This window comes from Neobacillus drentensis (assembly GCF_036962765.1).
GTDB classification, from domain to species: domain Bacteria; phylum Bacillota; class Bacilli; order Bacillales; family Cytobacillaceae; genus Neobacillus; species Neobacillus drentensis_C.
Window position 1 is genome coordinate 15,745 of sequence record NZ_JBALOS010000153.1, and the last position, 14,999, is coordinate 30,743.

General features: G+C 39.5%; 16 protein-coding genes, 1 pseudogene and 2 riboswitches. Of the genes and pseudogenes, 15 read left to right on the plus strand and 2 right to left on the minus strand.

The features are described 5' to 3' along the window. Window positions 1-67: 67 nt before the first annotated feature. Both V7137_RS18980 and V7137_RS18985 read right to left on the minus strand, forming a co-directional pair. Window positions 68-265, minus strand: a complete 198-nt coding sequence (locus V7137_RS18980) for a YwbE family protein (protein WP_335699522.1) — start codon at window positions 263-265, stop codon at window positions 68-70. Further along, the gene (locus V7137_RS18985) at window positions 258-461 is read right to left on the minus strand and encodes a hypothetical protein (protein WP_335699523.1); all 204 of its coding nucleotides are present in this window, start codon (window positions 459-461) and stop codon (window positions 258-260) included. The genes V7137_RS18980 and V7137_RS18985 overlap by 8 nt, the downstream gene beginning before the upstream one ends. Before the next feature lie 398 nt (window positions 462-859). On the opposite strand from V7137_RS18985, the gene katA reads away from it, so the two are divergent. The 15 genes and pseudogenes from katA (at window position 860) to V7137_RS19060 (ending at window position 14,998) form a co-directional block, all read left to right on the plus strand. Beyond that, window positions 860-2,320, plus strand: coding sequence for a catalase KatA (gene katA / locus V7137_RS18990; RefSeq protein WP_335699524.1), 1,461 nt, complete (start codon window positions 860-862; stop codon window positions 2,318-2,320). 158 nt (window positions 2,321-2,478) lie between these two features. Next, complete coding sequence (locus tag V7137_RS18995; RefSeq protein WP_335699525.1) at window positions 2,479-2,949, plus strand: GyrI-like domain-containing protein; 471 nt, start codon at window positions 2,479-2,481, stop codon at window positions 2,947-2,949. Window positions 2,950-3,111: 162 nt separating this feature from the next. After that, window positions 3,112-3,259: riboswitch (FMN riboswitch) on the plus strand. 149 nt (window positions 3,260-3,408) lie between these two features. Further along, window positions 3,409-4,068, plus strand: coding sequence for a riboflavin synthase (gene ribE / locus V7137_RS19000; RefSeq protein ID WP_335699526.1), 660 nt, complete (start codon window positions 3,409-3,411; stop codon window positions 4,066-4,068). Between the two features lie 57 nt (window positions 4,069-4,125). Next, a pseudogene (gene ribB / locus V7137_RS19005) lies at window positions 4,126-4,749 on the plus strand (3,4-dihydroxy-2-butanone-4-phosphate synthase); the annotation flags it as partial. Window positions 4,750-4,808: 59 nt separating this feature from the next. After that, window positions 4,809-5,279: a 6,7-dimethyl-8-ribityllumazine synthase gene (gene ribH / locus V7137_RS19010; RefSeq protein ID WP_218346498.1), complete on the plus strand. Its 471-nt coding sequence runs from the start codon at window positions 4,809-4,811 to the stop codon at window positions 5,277-5,279. Window positions 5,280-5,338: 59 nt separating this feature from the next. Next, window positions 5,339-5,530: riboswitch (cobalamin riboswitch) on the plus strand. A 193-nt stretch (window positions 5,531-5,723) separates the two neighbouring features. Beyond that, window positions 5,724-6,689, plus strand: coding sequence for an ABC transporter substrate-binding protein (locus V7137_RS19015; RefSeq protein WP_335699527.1), 966 nt, complete (start codon window positions 5,724-5,726; stop codon window positions 6,687-6,689). Then, window positions 6,655-7,716 (plus strand): FecCD family ABC transporter permease, encoded by a 1,062-nt coding sequence (locus V7137_RS19020; RefSeq protein WP_335699528.1) that lies wholly within the window; start codon window positions 6,655-6,657, stop codon window positions 7,714-7,716. The genes V7137_RS19015 and V7137_RS19020 overlap by 35 nt, the downstream gene beginning before the upstream one ends. 3 nt (window positions 7,717-7,719) lie before the next feature. Further along, window positions 7,720-9,186 (plus strand): heme ABC transporter ATP-binding protein, encoded by a 1,467-nt coding sequence (locus V7137_RS19025; RefSeq protein WP_335699529.1) that lies wholly within the window; start codon window positions 7,720-7,722, stop codon window positions 9,184-9,186. Then, a complete protein-coding gene (gene cbiB, locus V7137_RS19030; protein ID WP_335699530.1) occupies window positions 9,183-10,166 on the plus strand; it encodes an adenosylcobinamide-phosphate synthase CbiB in 984 nt (327 codons plus the stop codon). The genes V7137_RS19025 and cbiB overlap by 4 nt, the downstream gene beginning before the upstream one ends. Then, window positions 10,123-11,208 carry a threonine-phosphate decarboxylase CobD gene (gene cobD, locus V7137_RS19035; protein ID WP_335699531.1) on the plus strand — a complete coding sequence of 362 codons (1,086 nt, stop codon included), beginning with the start codon at window positions 10,123-10,125 and terminating at the stop codon, window positions 11,206-11,208. Before cbiB ends, cobD begins: the two co-directional genes overlap by 44 nt. Then, the gene (locus tag V7137_RS19040) at window positions 11,181-11,753 is read left to right on the plus strand and encodes a bifunctional adenosylcobinamide kinase/adenosylcobinamide-phosphate guanylyltransferase (protein ID WP_335699532.1); all 573 of its coding nucleotides are present in this window, start codon (window positions 11,181-11,183) and stop codon (window positions 11,751-11,753) included. The genes cobD and V7137_RS19040 overlap by 28 nt, the downstream gene beginning before the upstream one ends. Continuing rightward, entirely contained in the window at window positions 11,750-13,258 is a 1,509-nt protein-coding gene (locus V7137_RS19045; RefSeq protein WP_335699533.1) for a cobyric acid synthase, read from the plus strand. The genes V7137_RS19040 and V7137_RS19045 overlap by 4 nt, the downstream gene beginning before the upstream one ends. Continuing rightward, entirely contained in the window at window positions 13,255-14,043 is a 789-nt protein-coding gene (cobS, locus tag V7137_RS19050) for an adenosylcobinamide-GDP ribazoletransferase (RefSeq protein WP_335699534.1), read from the plus strand. The genes V7137_RS19045 and cobS overlap by 4 nt, the downstream gene beginning before the upstream one ends. Beyond that, window positions 14,013-14,612, plus strand: coding sequence for a histidine phosphatase family protein (locus tag V7137_RS19055; RefSeq protein WP_335699535.1), 600 nt, complete (start codon window positions 14,013-14,015; stop codon window positions 14,610-14,612). Before cobS ends, V7137_RS19055 begins: the two co-directional genes overlap by 31 nt. After that, window positions 14,564-14,998 (plus strand): bifunctional adenosylcobinamide kinase/adenosylcobinamide-phosphate guanylyltransferase, encoded by a 435-nt coding sequence (locus tag V7137_RS19060; RefSeq protein ID WP_335699536.1) that lies wholly within the window; start codon window positions 14,564-14,566, stop codon window positions 14,996-14,998. Before V7137_RS19055 ends, V7137_RS19060 begins: the two co-directional genes overlap by 49 nt. The last annotated feature ends 1 nt before the right edge of the window (window position 14,999 follow it).

The following is a 14,999-nucleotide window of genomic DNA, read 5'->3' on the forward strand; positions in this document are numbered from 1 at the left end:
CGGTCAATGAGAGAGTTTTCCACGGTAAAAAGCCCCTCTGCATTATAGCGCAGAGGGGCTTACCTAATTAATTATTTATTTCCTTTACACGGCCAACTTGGCCGTCTGTGAGCCTGACCTTAATACCATGGGGATGAAAACTGGACTTAGTTAATATATCCTTGACGGTACCCTCTGTTAGTTTCCCGCTTCGTTGATCCGCTTTAAGGACAATTTTGACGAGCGCACCTGGGGAAATATTAGCTCGATTTTGACCACTAGACACCCATTTTTCTCCGTGAATTGCTTACTTTTTTCGTTTGCTGACTTTGCAGCTTTTTAGTGGCCATCGAGTTATTTCCACTTGCATTCCCTGCCGCAGATTTGTTTTTCTTATTTTGAAGCTGTTGTTTCATCGCCTCTTGCAGACTTATTTTCTTCTTTGTTTCTTCATTTGTATTTGTTTGATTTGAATCAGTCATAAAAAATCCTCCTATTTAGGTGTTACGTCCATTATATGCTATTTTCAACAAAATTAACATTTAAGAATAGACTTAAGAGATGAATTCCATAAGAGGTTCTATTAAGTCATAAAATTTTCGTATTTTTAGAAATTTTCATACAATTAATGTGATAGAATAAACGGTGGGACGTCAGTAAATACAACAATGGACTACAGACGGTTAAAAAAATTTTTTTGGACGTTATTTCGTATTTTTGGAATAACGTCCTTTATTTTTAATACCTATGTAATAGTGGGTACAGGTTATTATGTTGATAATCAATACTAATTTATATTAATTATAAATTAGTATTGATTATAATAAAATTTATATTATAATTTGCTTAAGTTTTAAAAAATAGTTTACGAGGTGATTAGATGAGTAACGGTAACAAATACTTAACTACAGGAAATGGAGCACCTGTCGGAGATAATCAAAATTCGATGACTGCTGGAACACGTGGACCTACTTTGATTCAAGATGTACATTTGCTAGAGAAGCTGGCGCACTTTAATCGGGAGAGAGTTCCAGAGCGTGTTGTCCATGCCAAGGGCGCCGGAGCACATGGTTATTTTGAAGTGACCAACGATATGTCAAAATATACAAAAGCAAAACTATTTAATGGGGTTGGAAAACGTACCCCAATGTTTATTCGTTTCTCGACTGTTGCCGGGGAGCTGGGCTCAGCCGATACAGTACGTGATCCACGCGGCTTTGCGGTTAAGTTTTATACTGAAGAAGGAAACTATGATTTAGTTGGAAACAACACACCTGTTTTCTTCATTCGTGATGCGATTAAATTTCCTGATTTCATTCATACTCAAAAAAGAGATCCAAAAACTCATTTGAAAAACCCGACAGCAGTCTGGGATTTCTGGTCATTATCACCGGAATCCTTACACCAAGTAACCTATTTAATGGGTGACCGCGGTCTTCCAGCAACACTTAGACATATGAACGGCTATGGCAGCCATACTTTTAAATGGGTAAATGCCGATGGAGCGGCTGTCTGGGTGAAATATCACTTTAAATCAGAGCAAGGCGTTAAGAACATGTCAGCTGAACTAGCAGGGAAATTAGCAGGCGAAAATCCTGATTACCATACCGAAGATTTATTCAATGCGATTGAGAAGGGGGACTTCCCAGCGTGGAGGCTGCATGTTCAAATCATGCCATTTGAAGATGCGGAAACATACCGCTTCGATCCATTTGATGTCACAAAGGTATGGTCTCATAAGGACTACCCATTAATCGAGGTAGGCCGTATGGTTCTCAATCGTAACCCTGAGAACTACTTTGCTGAGGTTGAGCAAGCCACATTCTCACCTGGTACAATGGTCCCTGGTGTTGAGGCTTCGCCAGATAAAATGCTTCAAGGACGACTATTCGCTTATTCGGATGCCCATCGCTATCGGGTAGGTCCAAATCATAACTTGCTGCCAATTAACCGTCCGAAGGTAGAAGTGAATAACTATCAACGTGATGGTGCAATGCGTTCCGATAATAACGGCGGTGGATCTGTATATTATGAACCAAATAGTTTCGAGGGACCGAAAGAAGGACCTGAATATAAACAAACAGCCTTCCAGGTTACTGGAGTAGCTGAACAGGTTGCTTATGATCATAATGACCACTATACACAAGCCGGTGACCTATATCGATTAATGTCAGAAGATGAGCGAGCCCGCTTAATTGAAACAGTTGTAGGTGCGATAAAGCCGGTTGAGAGAGAAGATATTAAGCTTCGTCAAATCCAACATTTCTACAAAGCAGACCCAGAATATGGTGAGAAAGTAGCCAAAGGCTTGGATATAGCAATCCCTCAAGAGGTTAAATAACTATTAAACTAGTCAAAGGCCGTTCATATCTTGAGCGGCCTTTTTGAGAACAAATGGGATCTTTAGTTTTTTGAATGATTTAATCGAAATATTTAAGCAGGATTTTAACAGTGATCATTAGAATTATATTAATATGATAATTCAAAAGGGGGATTAGAATGAGTATCCAAGTAATAGAAAAAGAAGAAATGAAAGTGGTTGGAATTTCATGGAATGGAACTTACTCGCAAATCCATACACTCCCGAGTCTATTTAAGGAGATGCTTAATCGACTTGAAGAGGTATCTTATCAAACGAACGAACCAGTTTTAATTGCACCTTTTCATAGCAGAGAAACAGAATTTACTTATTATGTAACAACTCCGGTTGAAAAAATTGAGGAAGTTCCAGAAGGTATGGTTGGATTTACGATTCCAAGTAAAAATTATGTTTTTGCTACCCATCATGGGAGTCTTGAAGAAGTTGACAATACATATAAAAAAATTTATTTTTGGATGGAAGAATATGGATACGAACAGGATCATAATGCATTAAGTATAGAAGTATATAAAGAAGAACATAAACAACTAAATGCGAATGGCGAGCTTCATTTTGATATTTATTTACCTATAAAGACATATAAACAATAAGATAGAAGGTAAAAATAAGAAGGGTAATTTATCTTATTTTTTAATAATGTTAGTCATAATATTAAGACAATAGTATTAATTTCTTTTTTAGGACATACTATTTAGAGCAAATTCCTTTACTGTTAGAAATAAGTATCATAACATATAAATATATATTCGAATAATTTCCTTCGGGGTCAGGTGAAATTCCTAACCGGCGGTGATGAAGCAATGCTTCTTAGTCCGTGACCCGGTTAACATTTTTTGTTAAGCGGTGGATCTGGTGAAACTCCAGGGCCGACAGTTAAAGTCTGGATGGGAGAAGGAAAAGACAGGATTAACTATAGGTGAAGTATGCCTATTTTTAAGCCTTTATTTTCTATTGCCTTTTAAAGAACCCTGATGACTTTTGTCTTCAGGGTCTTTTTTATTTTTTTAGAGCTTGAATTAAAGGGAAACATAGTTAGGAGAAGGAACGATATGTTTACTGGAATTATTGAGGAAATTGGCATAGTCGCGAACATCCAGCGGACTGGTGAGTCGTTTGTGTTAACCATTGAAGCGAAAAAAATACTGAATGATGTCCATCTTGGCGACAGTATTGCAGTCAATGGGGTCTGTCTAACCGTTACATCTTTTACAGGTAAACTGTTTACGGTAGATGTGATGCCGGAAACGGTCAAAGCCAGCAGTTTAAACATGGTTAAACGAGGTACAAAAGTAAATCTAGAGCGGGCGATGGCAGCCGGTGGAAGGTTTGGCGGTCATTTCGTTTCAGGACATATTGACGGTACTGGAATCATAAAAAGTAAACAGTCACTCGAGAATGCTATTTACTATGAGATTGAAGCAGAGCCGGAATTATTAAGATATGTAATCTTAAGAGGTTCCATTGCGGTCGATGGGACAAGCTTAACTGTTTTTGCCGTTTCGGAAAAAAGCTTTACTTTATCGATTATTCCACATACATTGTCAGAATCAATTTTAGGGAATAAGGGTTCAGGAGATATTGTTAATTTAGAATGCGATATGATTGGAAAATATGTCGGTCATTTTATCCATAACCTATCAAATGATGCCCCGCAAAAAAGTAACAAAGGGATAACCGCTAATTTTTTAGAAGAGAATGGATTTTATTAAATAAAGGAATCAAATCAGGCTTTCGTTTTGTTGTACTATTGAAAGGAGAGATAAAACGTGTTTAATACGATTGATGAAGCCCTTTCTGACTTAAAAAAGGGGAAGGTTGTCATTGTCTGTGATGATGAGAACAGGGAAAATGAAGGGGATTTTATTGCCCTTGCAGAAAAGGCAACGCCGGAAGTGATTAATTTAATGGCAACACACGGCAGAGGTCTCATCTGTATTCCGATAGAGGAAGAATTAGCTCAAAAGCTTGATTTATCCCCAATGGTTTCCAATAATACGGATCCGCATGGAACTGCGTTTACCGTTAGCATTGATCACAAGTTTTCTACGACAGGCATTTCAGCGTTTGAACGCTCGGCAACAGTGATGAGTTTGGTTGATCCCGATTCAAAAGCGGATGATTTTAAACGACCAGGTCATATGTTTCCACTTATTGCAAAAGAAGAGGGTGTCTTGCGAAGAACTGGGCATACAGAAGCTGCTGTAGATCTTGCTAAATTATGCGGTGCTAAGCCCGCTGGAGTCATTTGTGAAATTATGAATGAGGACGGAACGATGGCCCGCGTCCCAGAGCTTCATAAAATTGCTAAGGACATGAACCTTAAAATGATTACGATTAAGGATCTAGTTGAATACCGAATGAAAAAGGAAAACTTGGTTAAGCGAGAAGTTTAAATACCTGTAGAAAAGAAGAAATGCAAATCACAAAAACTACTTATGGAGGCATACTAATGGGAAATATTTTTGAAGGAAATTTAGTTGGATCTGGTCTGAAAATTGGAATTGTTGTTGGTCGATTTAATGAATTCATCACTAGTAAATTATTAAGCGGGGCACAGGATGCACTAAAAAGACATGGAGTTAGCGAGACTGACGTGGATATTGCATGGGTTCCGGGAGCATTTGAGATTTCATTAATCGCACAAAAAATGGCCAATAGTAAAAAATATGATGCGGTGATCACGCTTGGAACAGTCATTCGCGGTTCTACTCCACATTTTGATTATGTTTGTAATGAAGTGGCAAAGGGTGTTTCTGCTATCAATCTAAAAAGTGGCATTCCGGTTATTTTTGGAGTGTTAACAACGGATTCAATCGAACAGGCAATTGAGCGAGCTGGTACAAAGGCAGGAAATAAGGGTTGGGATGCAGCAACGGCTGCGATTGAAATGGCAAATTTATGCAGAAGTATTGAACAATAACTTGTTGTAAAAAAACATATACAAATCATTCCTCATTTTCTATAATAAATATAACAAAAAATATTTTTTTAAATTTAGGTGCTAAAATCTTCTCAGAAGATTTTAAGCTTAAAAGGGAAGTTGGTATAAGCCAACGCGGTCCCGCCACTGTAAATGGGAGCAACCTATATTGTGTCACTGTCGTATACGATGGGAAGGCATAGGAAGCGATGACCATGAGCCAGGAAACCTGCCTAATTCTTGTGCGCCAATAACCTACGAGGATAGGAAGGTGTTGAAGGCTAGACTCTCTTTACTTATGCTAGTAACCTGAATCTATCATACCAACATCTCCATTTCATTTTGGAGATGTTTTTTGTTGTTATCCAAGCATTTTGTTTAGCACAAGAAAAGATTTATTTTTTGTTACATACATGATACTTTACACAGAAAGCAGGGAGAAAAATGAAGAAGTTGTATTCATTGCTGTTAGTAGTATTATTAACAGTAGGAGTATTAGCAGGTTGTGCTGAAAAGAAAGACCAAGTAAACGAAGAGAATAAATCCAGCGTTGAGAAGAAAACGGCGGAAATAACATATCCACTTACGCTTACAGATGCTACCCAAACCAAAGTAACGATTGAAAAGAAACCAGAAAAGATTGTTTCACTTATCCCAAGTAATACAGAAATTGCATTTGCTTTAGGTCTCGATCAAGAAGTGGTGGGTGTATCGGATTTTGATAATTATCCGGAGGCTGCAACGAAAAAAGAGAAAATCGGCGGACAAGAAATAAACTTAGAAAAAATTATTTCCTTAAAACCAGATTTAGTGTTAGCCCATGCCTCTTCAGCACACAATTCTGAAGCAGGTCTCCAGCAGCTAAAAGATGCTGGCATTGCAGTTTTAGTCGTTAATGATGCCCAAAATTTTGACCAAGTTTATGATTCCATTGATATGATTGGAAAAGCTACCGGTGAAACAGCGAAAGCTGAAGAAATGATCACCGCGATGAAGGATAAATTGGCAGATATTAAAGCAAAGGCACAGAAAATAAAAGATAAGAAAAAAGTATTTGTCGAGGTATCACCGGCTCCAGAAATTTATACACCTGGAAAGAATACGTTTATGGATCAGATGCTTAGTATAATAAATGCTGAAAATATCGCAAACGATCAAGAAGGCTGGATTAAAATTGATCAAGAGGCAATGATTAAACGCAATCCAGATGTCATCGTAACTACTTATGGTTACTATGTAAAGAATCCGAAAGACCAAGTTTTAAGTAGAAAAGGTTGGGAATCGGTCAGCGCCGTAAAAAATAAGAATGTCGTGGATGTCGATTCAGATCGGGTCACTCGCCCTGGGCCAAGGATCGTTGAAGGAGTAGAAGAACTTGCGAAGGCTGTCTATCCTGAAGTTTTTAAATAACAAGTTTGTAGCCTATATTCTAGCTGGAATTTTCCTTGTTCTATCTATTATATTAGGTATTTCAATTGGAACGATTTCTGTTCCAATTTTAACGATTATAAAGATTATCAGTGCAAAATTATTTGGATTTATTTCATTGGAGACAATTGACCCAATGTATTCGAGTATTGTCCTAAGCATACGCTTACCTAGAGTGATATTATCAGGTCTTGTCGGGGCTTCCCTTGCTATTGCAGGGGCAGCCTTTCAAGGTCTGCTTAGAAACCCATTAGCAGATCCATATACATTAGGTGTATCCTCTGGGGCATCTGTAGGTGCAGTGTTAACGCTTTTTTTCCAACTTTCCATCCCTTTCATCGGTTCCTTTACCTTACCATTGCTTAGCATTCTATTTTCCTTTTTTACAATCTTTCTAGTCCTTACATTTGCGAGTAAAATAGAGCGTACTTTAAGAGTGGAAACCATTATTTTAACAGGAATTATTTTTAGCTCCTTCTTGGGAGCAATCATATCGCTCATGATTGCGCTTACAGGGGATGAGCTCCGGCAAATTATTGGCTGGCTTTTAGGTAGTGTATCGATGAGAGGTTGGGATTACATAAAAATCATTTTACCGTTTTTTGTAATTGGTTCTTGTCTGCTAATCTTTAATGCCAAAGAACTCAATGCCATGTCGTTTGGAGAAGAACGAGCACAGCATTTAGGAGTCAATGTTCATAAGAAAAAACTCATAATCTTAACGGCAGGCTCTATTTTAACTGGAGCGGCGGTTGCGGTGTCAGGCACCATTGGGTTTGTCGGATTGGTGATTCCACATCTTTCGAGATTACTGTGGGGTCCTGACCATCGCCATCTTCTTCCTTTATCGATTATTACGGGGAGTGGTTTTTTAATTTTGGCTGACCTGATTTCAAGAACGATCATATCTCCAACGGAATTACCAATTGGTGTAATAACTGCCTTAATTGGTGCTCCGATTTTTGGAATCATTCTGCTGCAAAGAAAAAAGATGGAAAGAAGTGGTTAAAGAATGCTGAACGTGCAAAAGGTTTCCGGTGGATACTCGAGTGAAGCAATTCTGAAGGACCTTTCTTTTGACGTTAAAAAGGGAGAACTATTCGGGATATTAGGACCAAATGGAAGTGGAAAGACAACCCTTTTGAAAATGCTAAGCGGCATTTTACCGCTCCAAAAGGGTGAGATTCTGATCCATGGAAAACGTCTGCAGGAATACAAGGCAAAACAGTTGGCCCAAATTGTTGCTGTCCTGTCCCAACATTCATCACAATCTTTCTCTTACACGGTTAGAGAAACCGTCTCCCTCGGGCGTTATGCCCATCAAAAGGGGTTGTTTCAAACTTGGAGTAACGACGATGAAGAGGTTGTCCAACGGGTAATGAAGCAAATTGGTGTGGCCAAATTCCAACATAAAAATATTCAGGAGTTATCAGGCGGTGAAAAACAAAGAGTATTTCTCGCTCAAGCCTTAGCGCAAGAACCTGAAATTCTTCTTTTAGATGAACCCACGAACCATTTGGATTTATCGTATCAAAAGGAATTACTAGATTTCCTAAAACAATGGACAGCAGAAAACGGTTTAACTGTTATCTCGATTTTTCATGATTTAAATCTTGCTGGGCTTTATTGTGACCGGTTGCTCCTCCTTGAAAATGGACGGATTAATATCGATCACATTCCTAATGAGGTGCTACGGGAAGAACGAATAAGAGACGTGTACCATACCGATATCCAAAACCACCCCCATCCTAAAGTCGCTGCACCACAAATGGTTTTACTGCCAAAGGTGAAGAGCGAATTTGTGGATTTTCATTTAGATGATTCGAGGTTACATATATCACAAGATTTTATCGAGTTCACATCCCCGATACCATTAAGAACGATGTCCTCAGGAGTAATTGGCTCAGGTACCGGATGGCATCAGACATTTGTAAATCGGCATGTCAACAAGGATTATAATTGTGATGATCACCGTTCTGAAATGGCTTCATTTCTCAAATCAAAAGGGATTGAACCGTCGGAAACAGTTGGAATGATGACGGCAGTAATTTTGGAGGATGTCATATACAAAACGTATACGAGTGACAGCTTCTCGATATTTGTGGTTGTAACAGCTGGAGTGGGAAATGCAATTGATGCCTCGAAAAGTGAACTTCATTCGTATGATCAGGTACCTGGAACAATCAATACATGGATTTTTGTCGAGGGTGAGCTAACGGAGGAGGCTTTTATCCAAAGCATCATGACCGCAACGGAAGCGAAGGTAAAGGCGTTGAATGACCTAAAGGTAATGGATGAACTCACAGGAACTTTTGCTACTGGAACTTCGACAGATAGTATTTTAATTGCTGCAACTCAAAGGGGAGAAAGATTGGAGTTTGCTGGAACTATTACCCCGTTAGGAAAGCTGATTAGTAAGGCTGTTTACCAATGTACAACAGAAGCGATTCAAACATCAAATAAAAGGAAACGAAAATGATCGTCTATCATTTAGCCGCAATTACAGGTGCCTATTTTATTGACATGTTTATTGGCGATCCACCCCATTGGCCCCATCCAGTCAGATGGATCGGGACGATGATTACATTTTTTGAAAAACGTTGGAATAAAGGGAAGTATAAGAAATGGAATGGGGTGGGAATGCTCCTTTTTATTTTACTATTTGTTTTTTTCGTAGCACTGGTTTTAGTTGTAGTAAGTTATTGGGTTCATCCCTTTGTCGGGATTTTAGTAGAAAGTATGATTATTTCGACAACCATTGCCCAAAAGAGTTTAAATAGTGCAGCGGTAGAGGTCTATCAACCATTAGTCAAAGGGGATCTAGCTAGAGCCCGTGGAAAACTATCCTATATTGTGGGGCGTGATACAGCATCCCTGGACGAAGGAGAAATTGCACGGGGGGCGATTGAAACGGTCGCAGAAAATACGAGTGATGGTGTGACAGCCCCTATGTTTTGGGCACTCATTGGCGGTGCACCGCTTGCGATGGTTTATCGGGCTGCGAATACTTGCGACTCGATGGTGGGCCATATGAACGAAAAATATAAAGAGTTTGGCTGGGCGTCTGCAAAATGGGATGATGTGATGAATTGGATCCCCAGTCGATTAACAGGGATGATCATGCTGCTTGCTAAACCACCTGAAAGGACAGGACAGAGAATGGCGTGGTCCATTTTGTTCCGTGATGCGAAGAAGCATCCAAGCCCTAATAGCGGCTGGGGTGAAGCAGCTGTCGCGGCTATTTTAGGGATACAACTTGGCGGGATCAATTATTACAAAGGGGTCGTTTCGGACCGTGCAAAAATGGGAGAACCGCTCCAGCCGATTCAAGCGAATCATATTCTTAAAGCCAATTCTATTCTTAAGAGAACGGTCTTTTTATTTTTATTATTTATATGGATGGGAGGAATGCTCCTTGATTTGGCCTTCACATGGCTCGAATCCTCAATATTTATATGAGGCAATGGGGTTAGCACTTCCGAAGCCGTATATTGATTTTAGCGCGAATATCAATCCACTTGGACCACCACCTGCATTAAAGGAAAGGTGGCAGGACTTTTTTAAAGAAATTCATGTCTATCCAGATCCATTCGCCACACAGCTAAAGGATAGGATTTCTAAATCAGAACAAATCTCGATGGATTCTATTTTAATTGGTAATGGCGGCGCAGAACTTATTACACTACTTGCACGAAGACTGGCTGGCAAAAAAGTCGTCATCGTGGAGCCGGCATTCTCAGAATATGAAACAACCTGTCAGGCCAACAACTGTGAAATTGTCTATCATCAATTGAGAGAGCCAAGGTTTGAATTGATTTCAGATGATTTACGTTCCAGTCTAAATGGTGCAGATGCCTTATTTTTGTGTAATCCAAATAATCCAACTGGCATTCAATATCCAATGTCAACGATTATTTCGATCTTAGAGGAATGTGAAGAGCAAGACTGCCTCGTCATTTTGGATGAAGCATTTTTTGATTTTTTAACCGATTATGTTTCGTTTGTACCATACCTAAATAGGTTTTCAAATTTAATTATCATTCGTTCGCTGACAAAGATGTTTGCGATTCCTGGAATTCGCTTAGGATATTTACTCGCTCAACCAGCCATTGTTTCAGAACTTTCCAAACTGCAATCACATTGGAGTACCAATACTATTGCGTTACTAGCTGGAGAACTTTGTCTGCAAGATGAATCTTTTATTAAGGAGTCACAAGAATATATATGTTATGAGCGGAAAAGGCTTTTTGCTTTTTTTAAGCAAAATGAATTTGTTGTTTCTGCTTCTTCTGTTAATTTCTATTTATTACATGATACGCAGATAAAAGATCAATTCGACTTATTTGAGTTTCTTCTTCATAAGGGTATCATTCCCCGCCATACCTTTAATTTCCCAGGTTTGGAGGGACGCTGGCTGCGTTTTGCAATTAAGGGTCATGAAGAAAATAATCAACTAATGGAGGTGCTAGCACAATGGCGGCATCCTCATTCATCTTTGTAACAGGCGGAGTTAGAAGCGGGAAGAGTAGCTTTGCTGAGGAGAAAGCAGTAGAGATTGCTAGAAAGACAAACAGCCGGCTGAACTATCTAGCAACGGGTGTTCCATCAGATTCAGAAATGGAAGAACGAATAAAAAAACACCAACACGATCGCTTTGCAGGTACCTGCCAGTGGAAAACGTATGAACAATCACATCAAATAGGGAAGATTGCTGGGGAGTTTCATGCAAAAGATGTGGTTTTAGTAGATTGTGTCACGACACTATTAAATAATGAATTGTTTACTGCTAAGCAAATATGGGATGAGCGATTTTTATTCACCGTAAAAGATCATATTCTCTCCGGGATTATTTCGATAAAAAAACGTGCAGGGACTATGATAGTTGTTAGTAATGAAGTATTAAATGAACCATTCCTTGACAATGAAATGGTGATTACCTACGGGCGTTTGTTAGGACAGATTCATCAGTATTTAGTCAATGAAGCGGATCAAGTGTTTTTAGTGGAAGCGGGTATTCCCATCGTCATGAAGGGAGAAAATCGATGAAAGGAATTATGATCCAGGGGACAGCTTCCGATGTAGGCAAAAGTCTTATCGTAACGGCCTTGTGCCGAATCCTTGCCAATGAAGGAGTAAGAGTTGTCCCGTTTAAGTCACAGAACATGTCTAATAACTCCTATGTCACTAGAGACGGAAAAGAGATTGGCAGAGCACAGGGAATTCAAGCGGAGGCAGCAAGAGTTGAGCCAGACGTTTGGATGAATCCAATTCTACTAAAGCCTCGTTCCGATCTGCAAGCAGAAATTGTATATCTAGGAAAAGCAATCGATACCCTTTCAGGGAATGGATATCGGGATTACTTTTATGAAAAGGGGATAGCAGTGATTAAGAAATCACTTCAACACCTTTCCACTCATTTTGATGTGGTAGTAATCGAAGGAGCTGGCAGCCCGGTTGAAATTAATTTAAAGGACCGCGAACTTGTTAATATGAAGGTAGCTGAATTAGCGGATGTACCAGTGGTCCTGGTTGCTGATATTGATCGCGGCGGTGTGTTTGCGAGTATCGTAGGCACGCTGGATTTACTAGAGCCTAACGAACGGGAACGAGTTGCAGGTGTGATTATCAATAAATTCCGCGGCGATCTCACCCTATTTGAAGATGGAGTTCAATGGCTGGAAGAAAAAACAGGTATTCCTGTTTTGGGTGTATTGCCATATGTGGAGAATCATATGATCGATGGGGAGGATTCCTTATCAATCGGGACCCAATTTTCTAATCGCCATAAAGGAATAGTCGATATTGCGGTCATCCACCTGCCTTATATTTCAAATTACAGTGATATGGAACCATTCTTATATGAAGAAAATGTATCTCTTCGCTGGGTCAAACATGCAAGTGAATTTGGTCAGCCGGATGCGATCATCATTCCTGGTACAAAAAGTACCATCAGCGACTTTGAAAATTTACGAGATAAACAGTTAGATATCCTAATCAAAACGCATGTGGCAAATGGCGGTTTTGTTGTTGGGATTTGTGGCGGGTATCAAATCCTCGGCCAAGAAATGATAGATGAAGCTGGTTCAGACACCTGCATCCCCAACTTCACAGTGAAGGGTTTAGGCATTATCCCTGCAACGACTACTTTTTATAAAGATAAAGAAACAAATCGTGCCATTGCTCATTATCACAAAGATACAGGATTGCGATCCAATCAGCCGTTAGAAGGGTATGAAATCCACCTAGGAAAGACCACATTTCCAACAAAAGTGAGTCCATTTTTAACATTTGCTACTGGGGAAGAGGATGGTTATTTCGGAAATGACGGTCAAATCATTGGGACGTATCTTCACCATCTTTTTCATAATGATGAATGGAGAAATCAATGGTTAAACATGATTCGCAAAAAGAAAGGGTTGCCGACCGAAGGAGTCCGTTCGATTAGCGAGTTTAAGGATAAAAGATTCGATTTTTTAGCCGATGAGATGAAAAGTCACCTAAAATGGGAGCTAATGAAAAAGCTCATCAATCAATGGGGCTCAAAATCATGAAGTTTTGGAAGGGTTTCTTCATTAATATTCAATTTTTTACGGCAATACCAATCAATAAAGAATTACCTATGGATAACGAACATCTTAAAAAGGCAGTACAAGCCTTCCCACTTGTCGGATTAATTCAAGGAATCATTTATGCAACCGTGTATTATTTCTGTCTTGAATATACTCCTTTTTCTCATCTGGCTTCGGCATTCTTACTATGGCTGGCGACGATTGTTTTGACTGGAGGAATTCATCTAGATGGCTGGATGGATGCCAGTGATGCATATTTTTCCTATCAAGACAAAGCGAAGAGGCTGGAAATTATGAAGGATCCAAGGACAGGGGCATTTGGTGTTCTTTCCATTCTTGTTTTATTAAGCTGTCGCTTTCTCTTTATGTATGAAAGTACTGCCAATTTCGAAAATGTACTATTTATCATGATTGCGATGATTCCATTTTTAAGTAAGAGTGTAATGGGCATTCTGTTGTTAACGGTTAAGAGCGCCAAAGATGAGGGACTCGGCAAGCTGTTTCAGAATGCGGCAAAACCTCAAGCGCTATGGCCCTATCCTCTTTATTTCATTAGTCTTTTCATTCTCATCAGTTTCTTAAATAAAGCTTTCTTTCTAATCGGTTTATTGATTCTAGTGGCAGCCTTTTGTTTACTCTTGATTCGCCGGAAAGCTGTGAAATGGTTTGGCGGTATTACAGGGGATGTCTTAGGTGCTGCTGTAGAAGGGACTGAGTTACTACTGTGGATGACCGTGTGGTTATTGCATTATTTCGTCATGGTATAACGGAAGAGAACAAACGAAAAGCCTATTTGGGCTGGAACGATTCACTCTTATCTCATGAAACAAAGGATCTCGTCACTTCAAAAAGCTACCAACGTTATTATTCTAGTGATTTACAAAGATGTGTTGGTACAGCAGAATGGTTATTTCCAACTGCCAACCTGCATCTTGTCAAGGAATTACGAGAAATGAATTTCGGTAGTTGGGAAGGGAAAACGTTCGAAGATTTGAAAGAAAATAGTCATTATCACCACTGGGTGATAGATCCGTGGATTCATTCTCCACCGGGCGGTGAATCCTTTCACGACTTCAGCAAAAGGGTTGATTCTGCCTGGGTAAAGATTACTGAAGAGGTTCTTATCTTAAACTTAAAAAGCTGTGCAGTGATTACCCATGGCGGGGTTATCCGCCATCTTTTATCAAGGTTTGCCCCTCAGCCGAAAGAATTTTGGGAATGGCAGGTAACGCATGATCAAGGCTACGAACTTATTTTTGAGAAGGAATCGCTAAGGAGGGGTGAACGATGCATTTTATTATTGGAGGAGCCTTTAACGGCAAAAGGGAATGGGTAAAGAATACCTACAGCGTTTATGAGAATAAACATTGGGTATCTGCGTACGATAACCACTCTCTCCCGATTAACTTGATCGATTTCGACCAGGATGTAGTGATTCTTGAGGGTGTTGAAATATGGTTAAAAGAGTTAACTGCAACAATGGATGCGGATAAATGCAGGGTGAAATGGGTTAATTGTATAGAGGAATGGCTCACTTGGGAACAAGCTGAGCTGCAGCGCCAGTTAATTGTCATTGGAACTGATATATCAAAAGGAATTGTTCCTATGGAGGCAGCAAATAGAAGATGGCGGGATGTAACCGGATGGGCATATCAAGATATCGCAGCCAAATCAGAAAAAGTTGACGTGATTTGGTATGGCTTAAATCAAACTATTAAGTAAA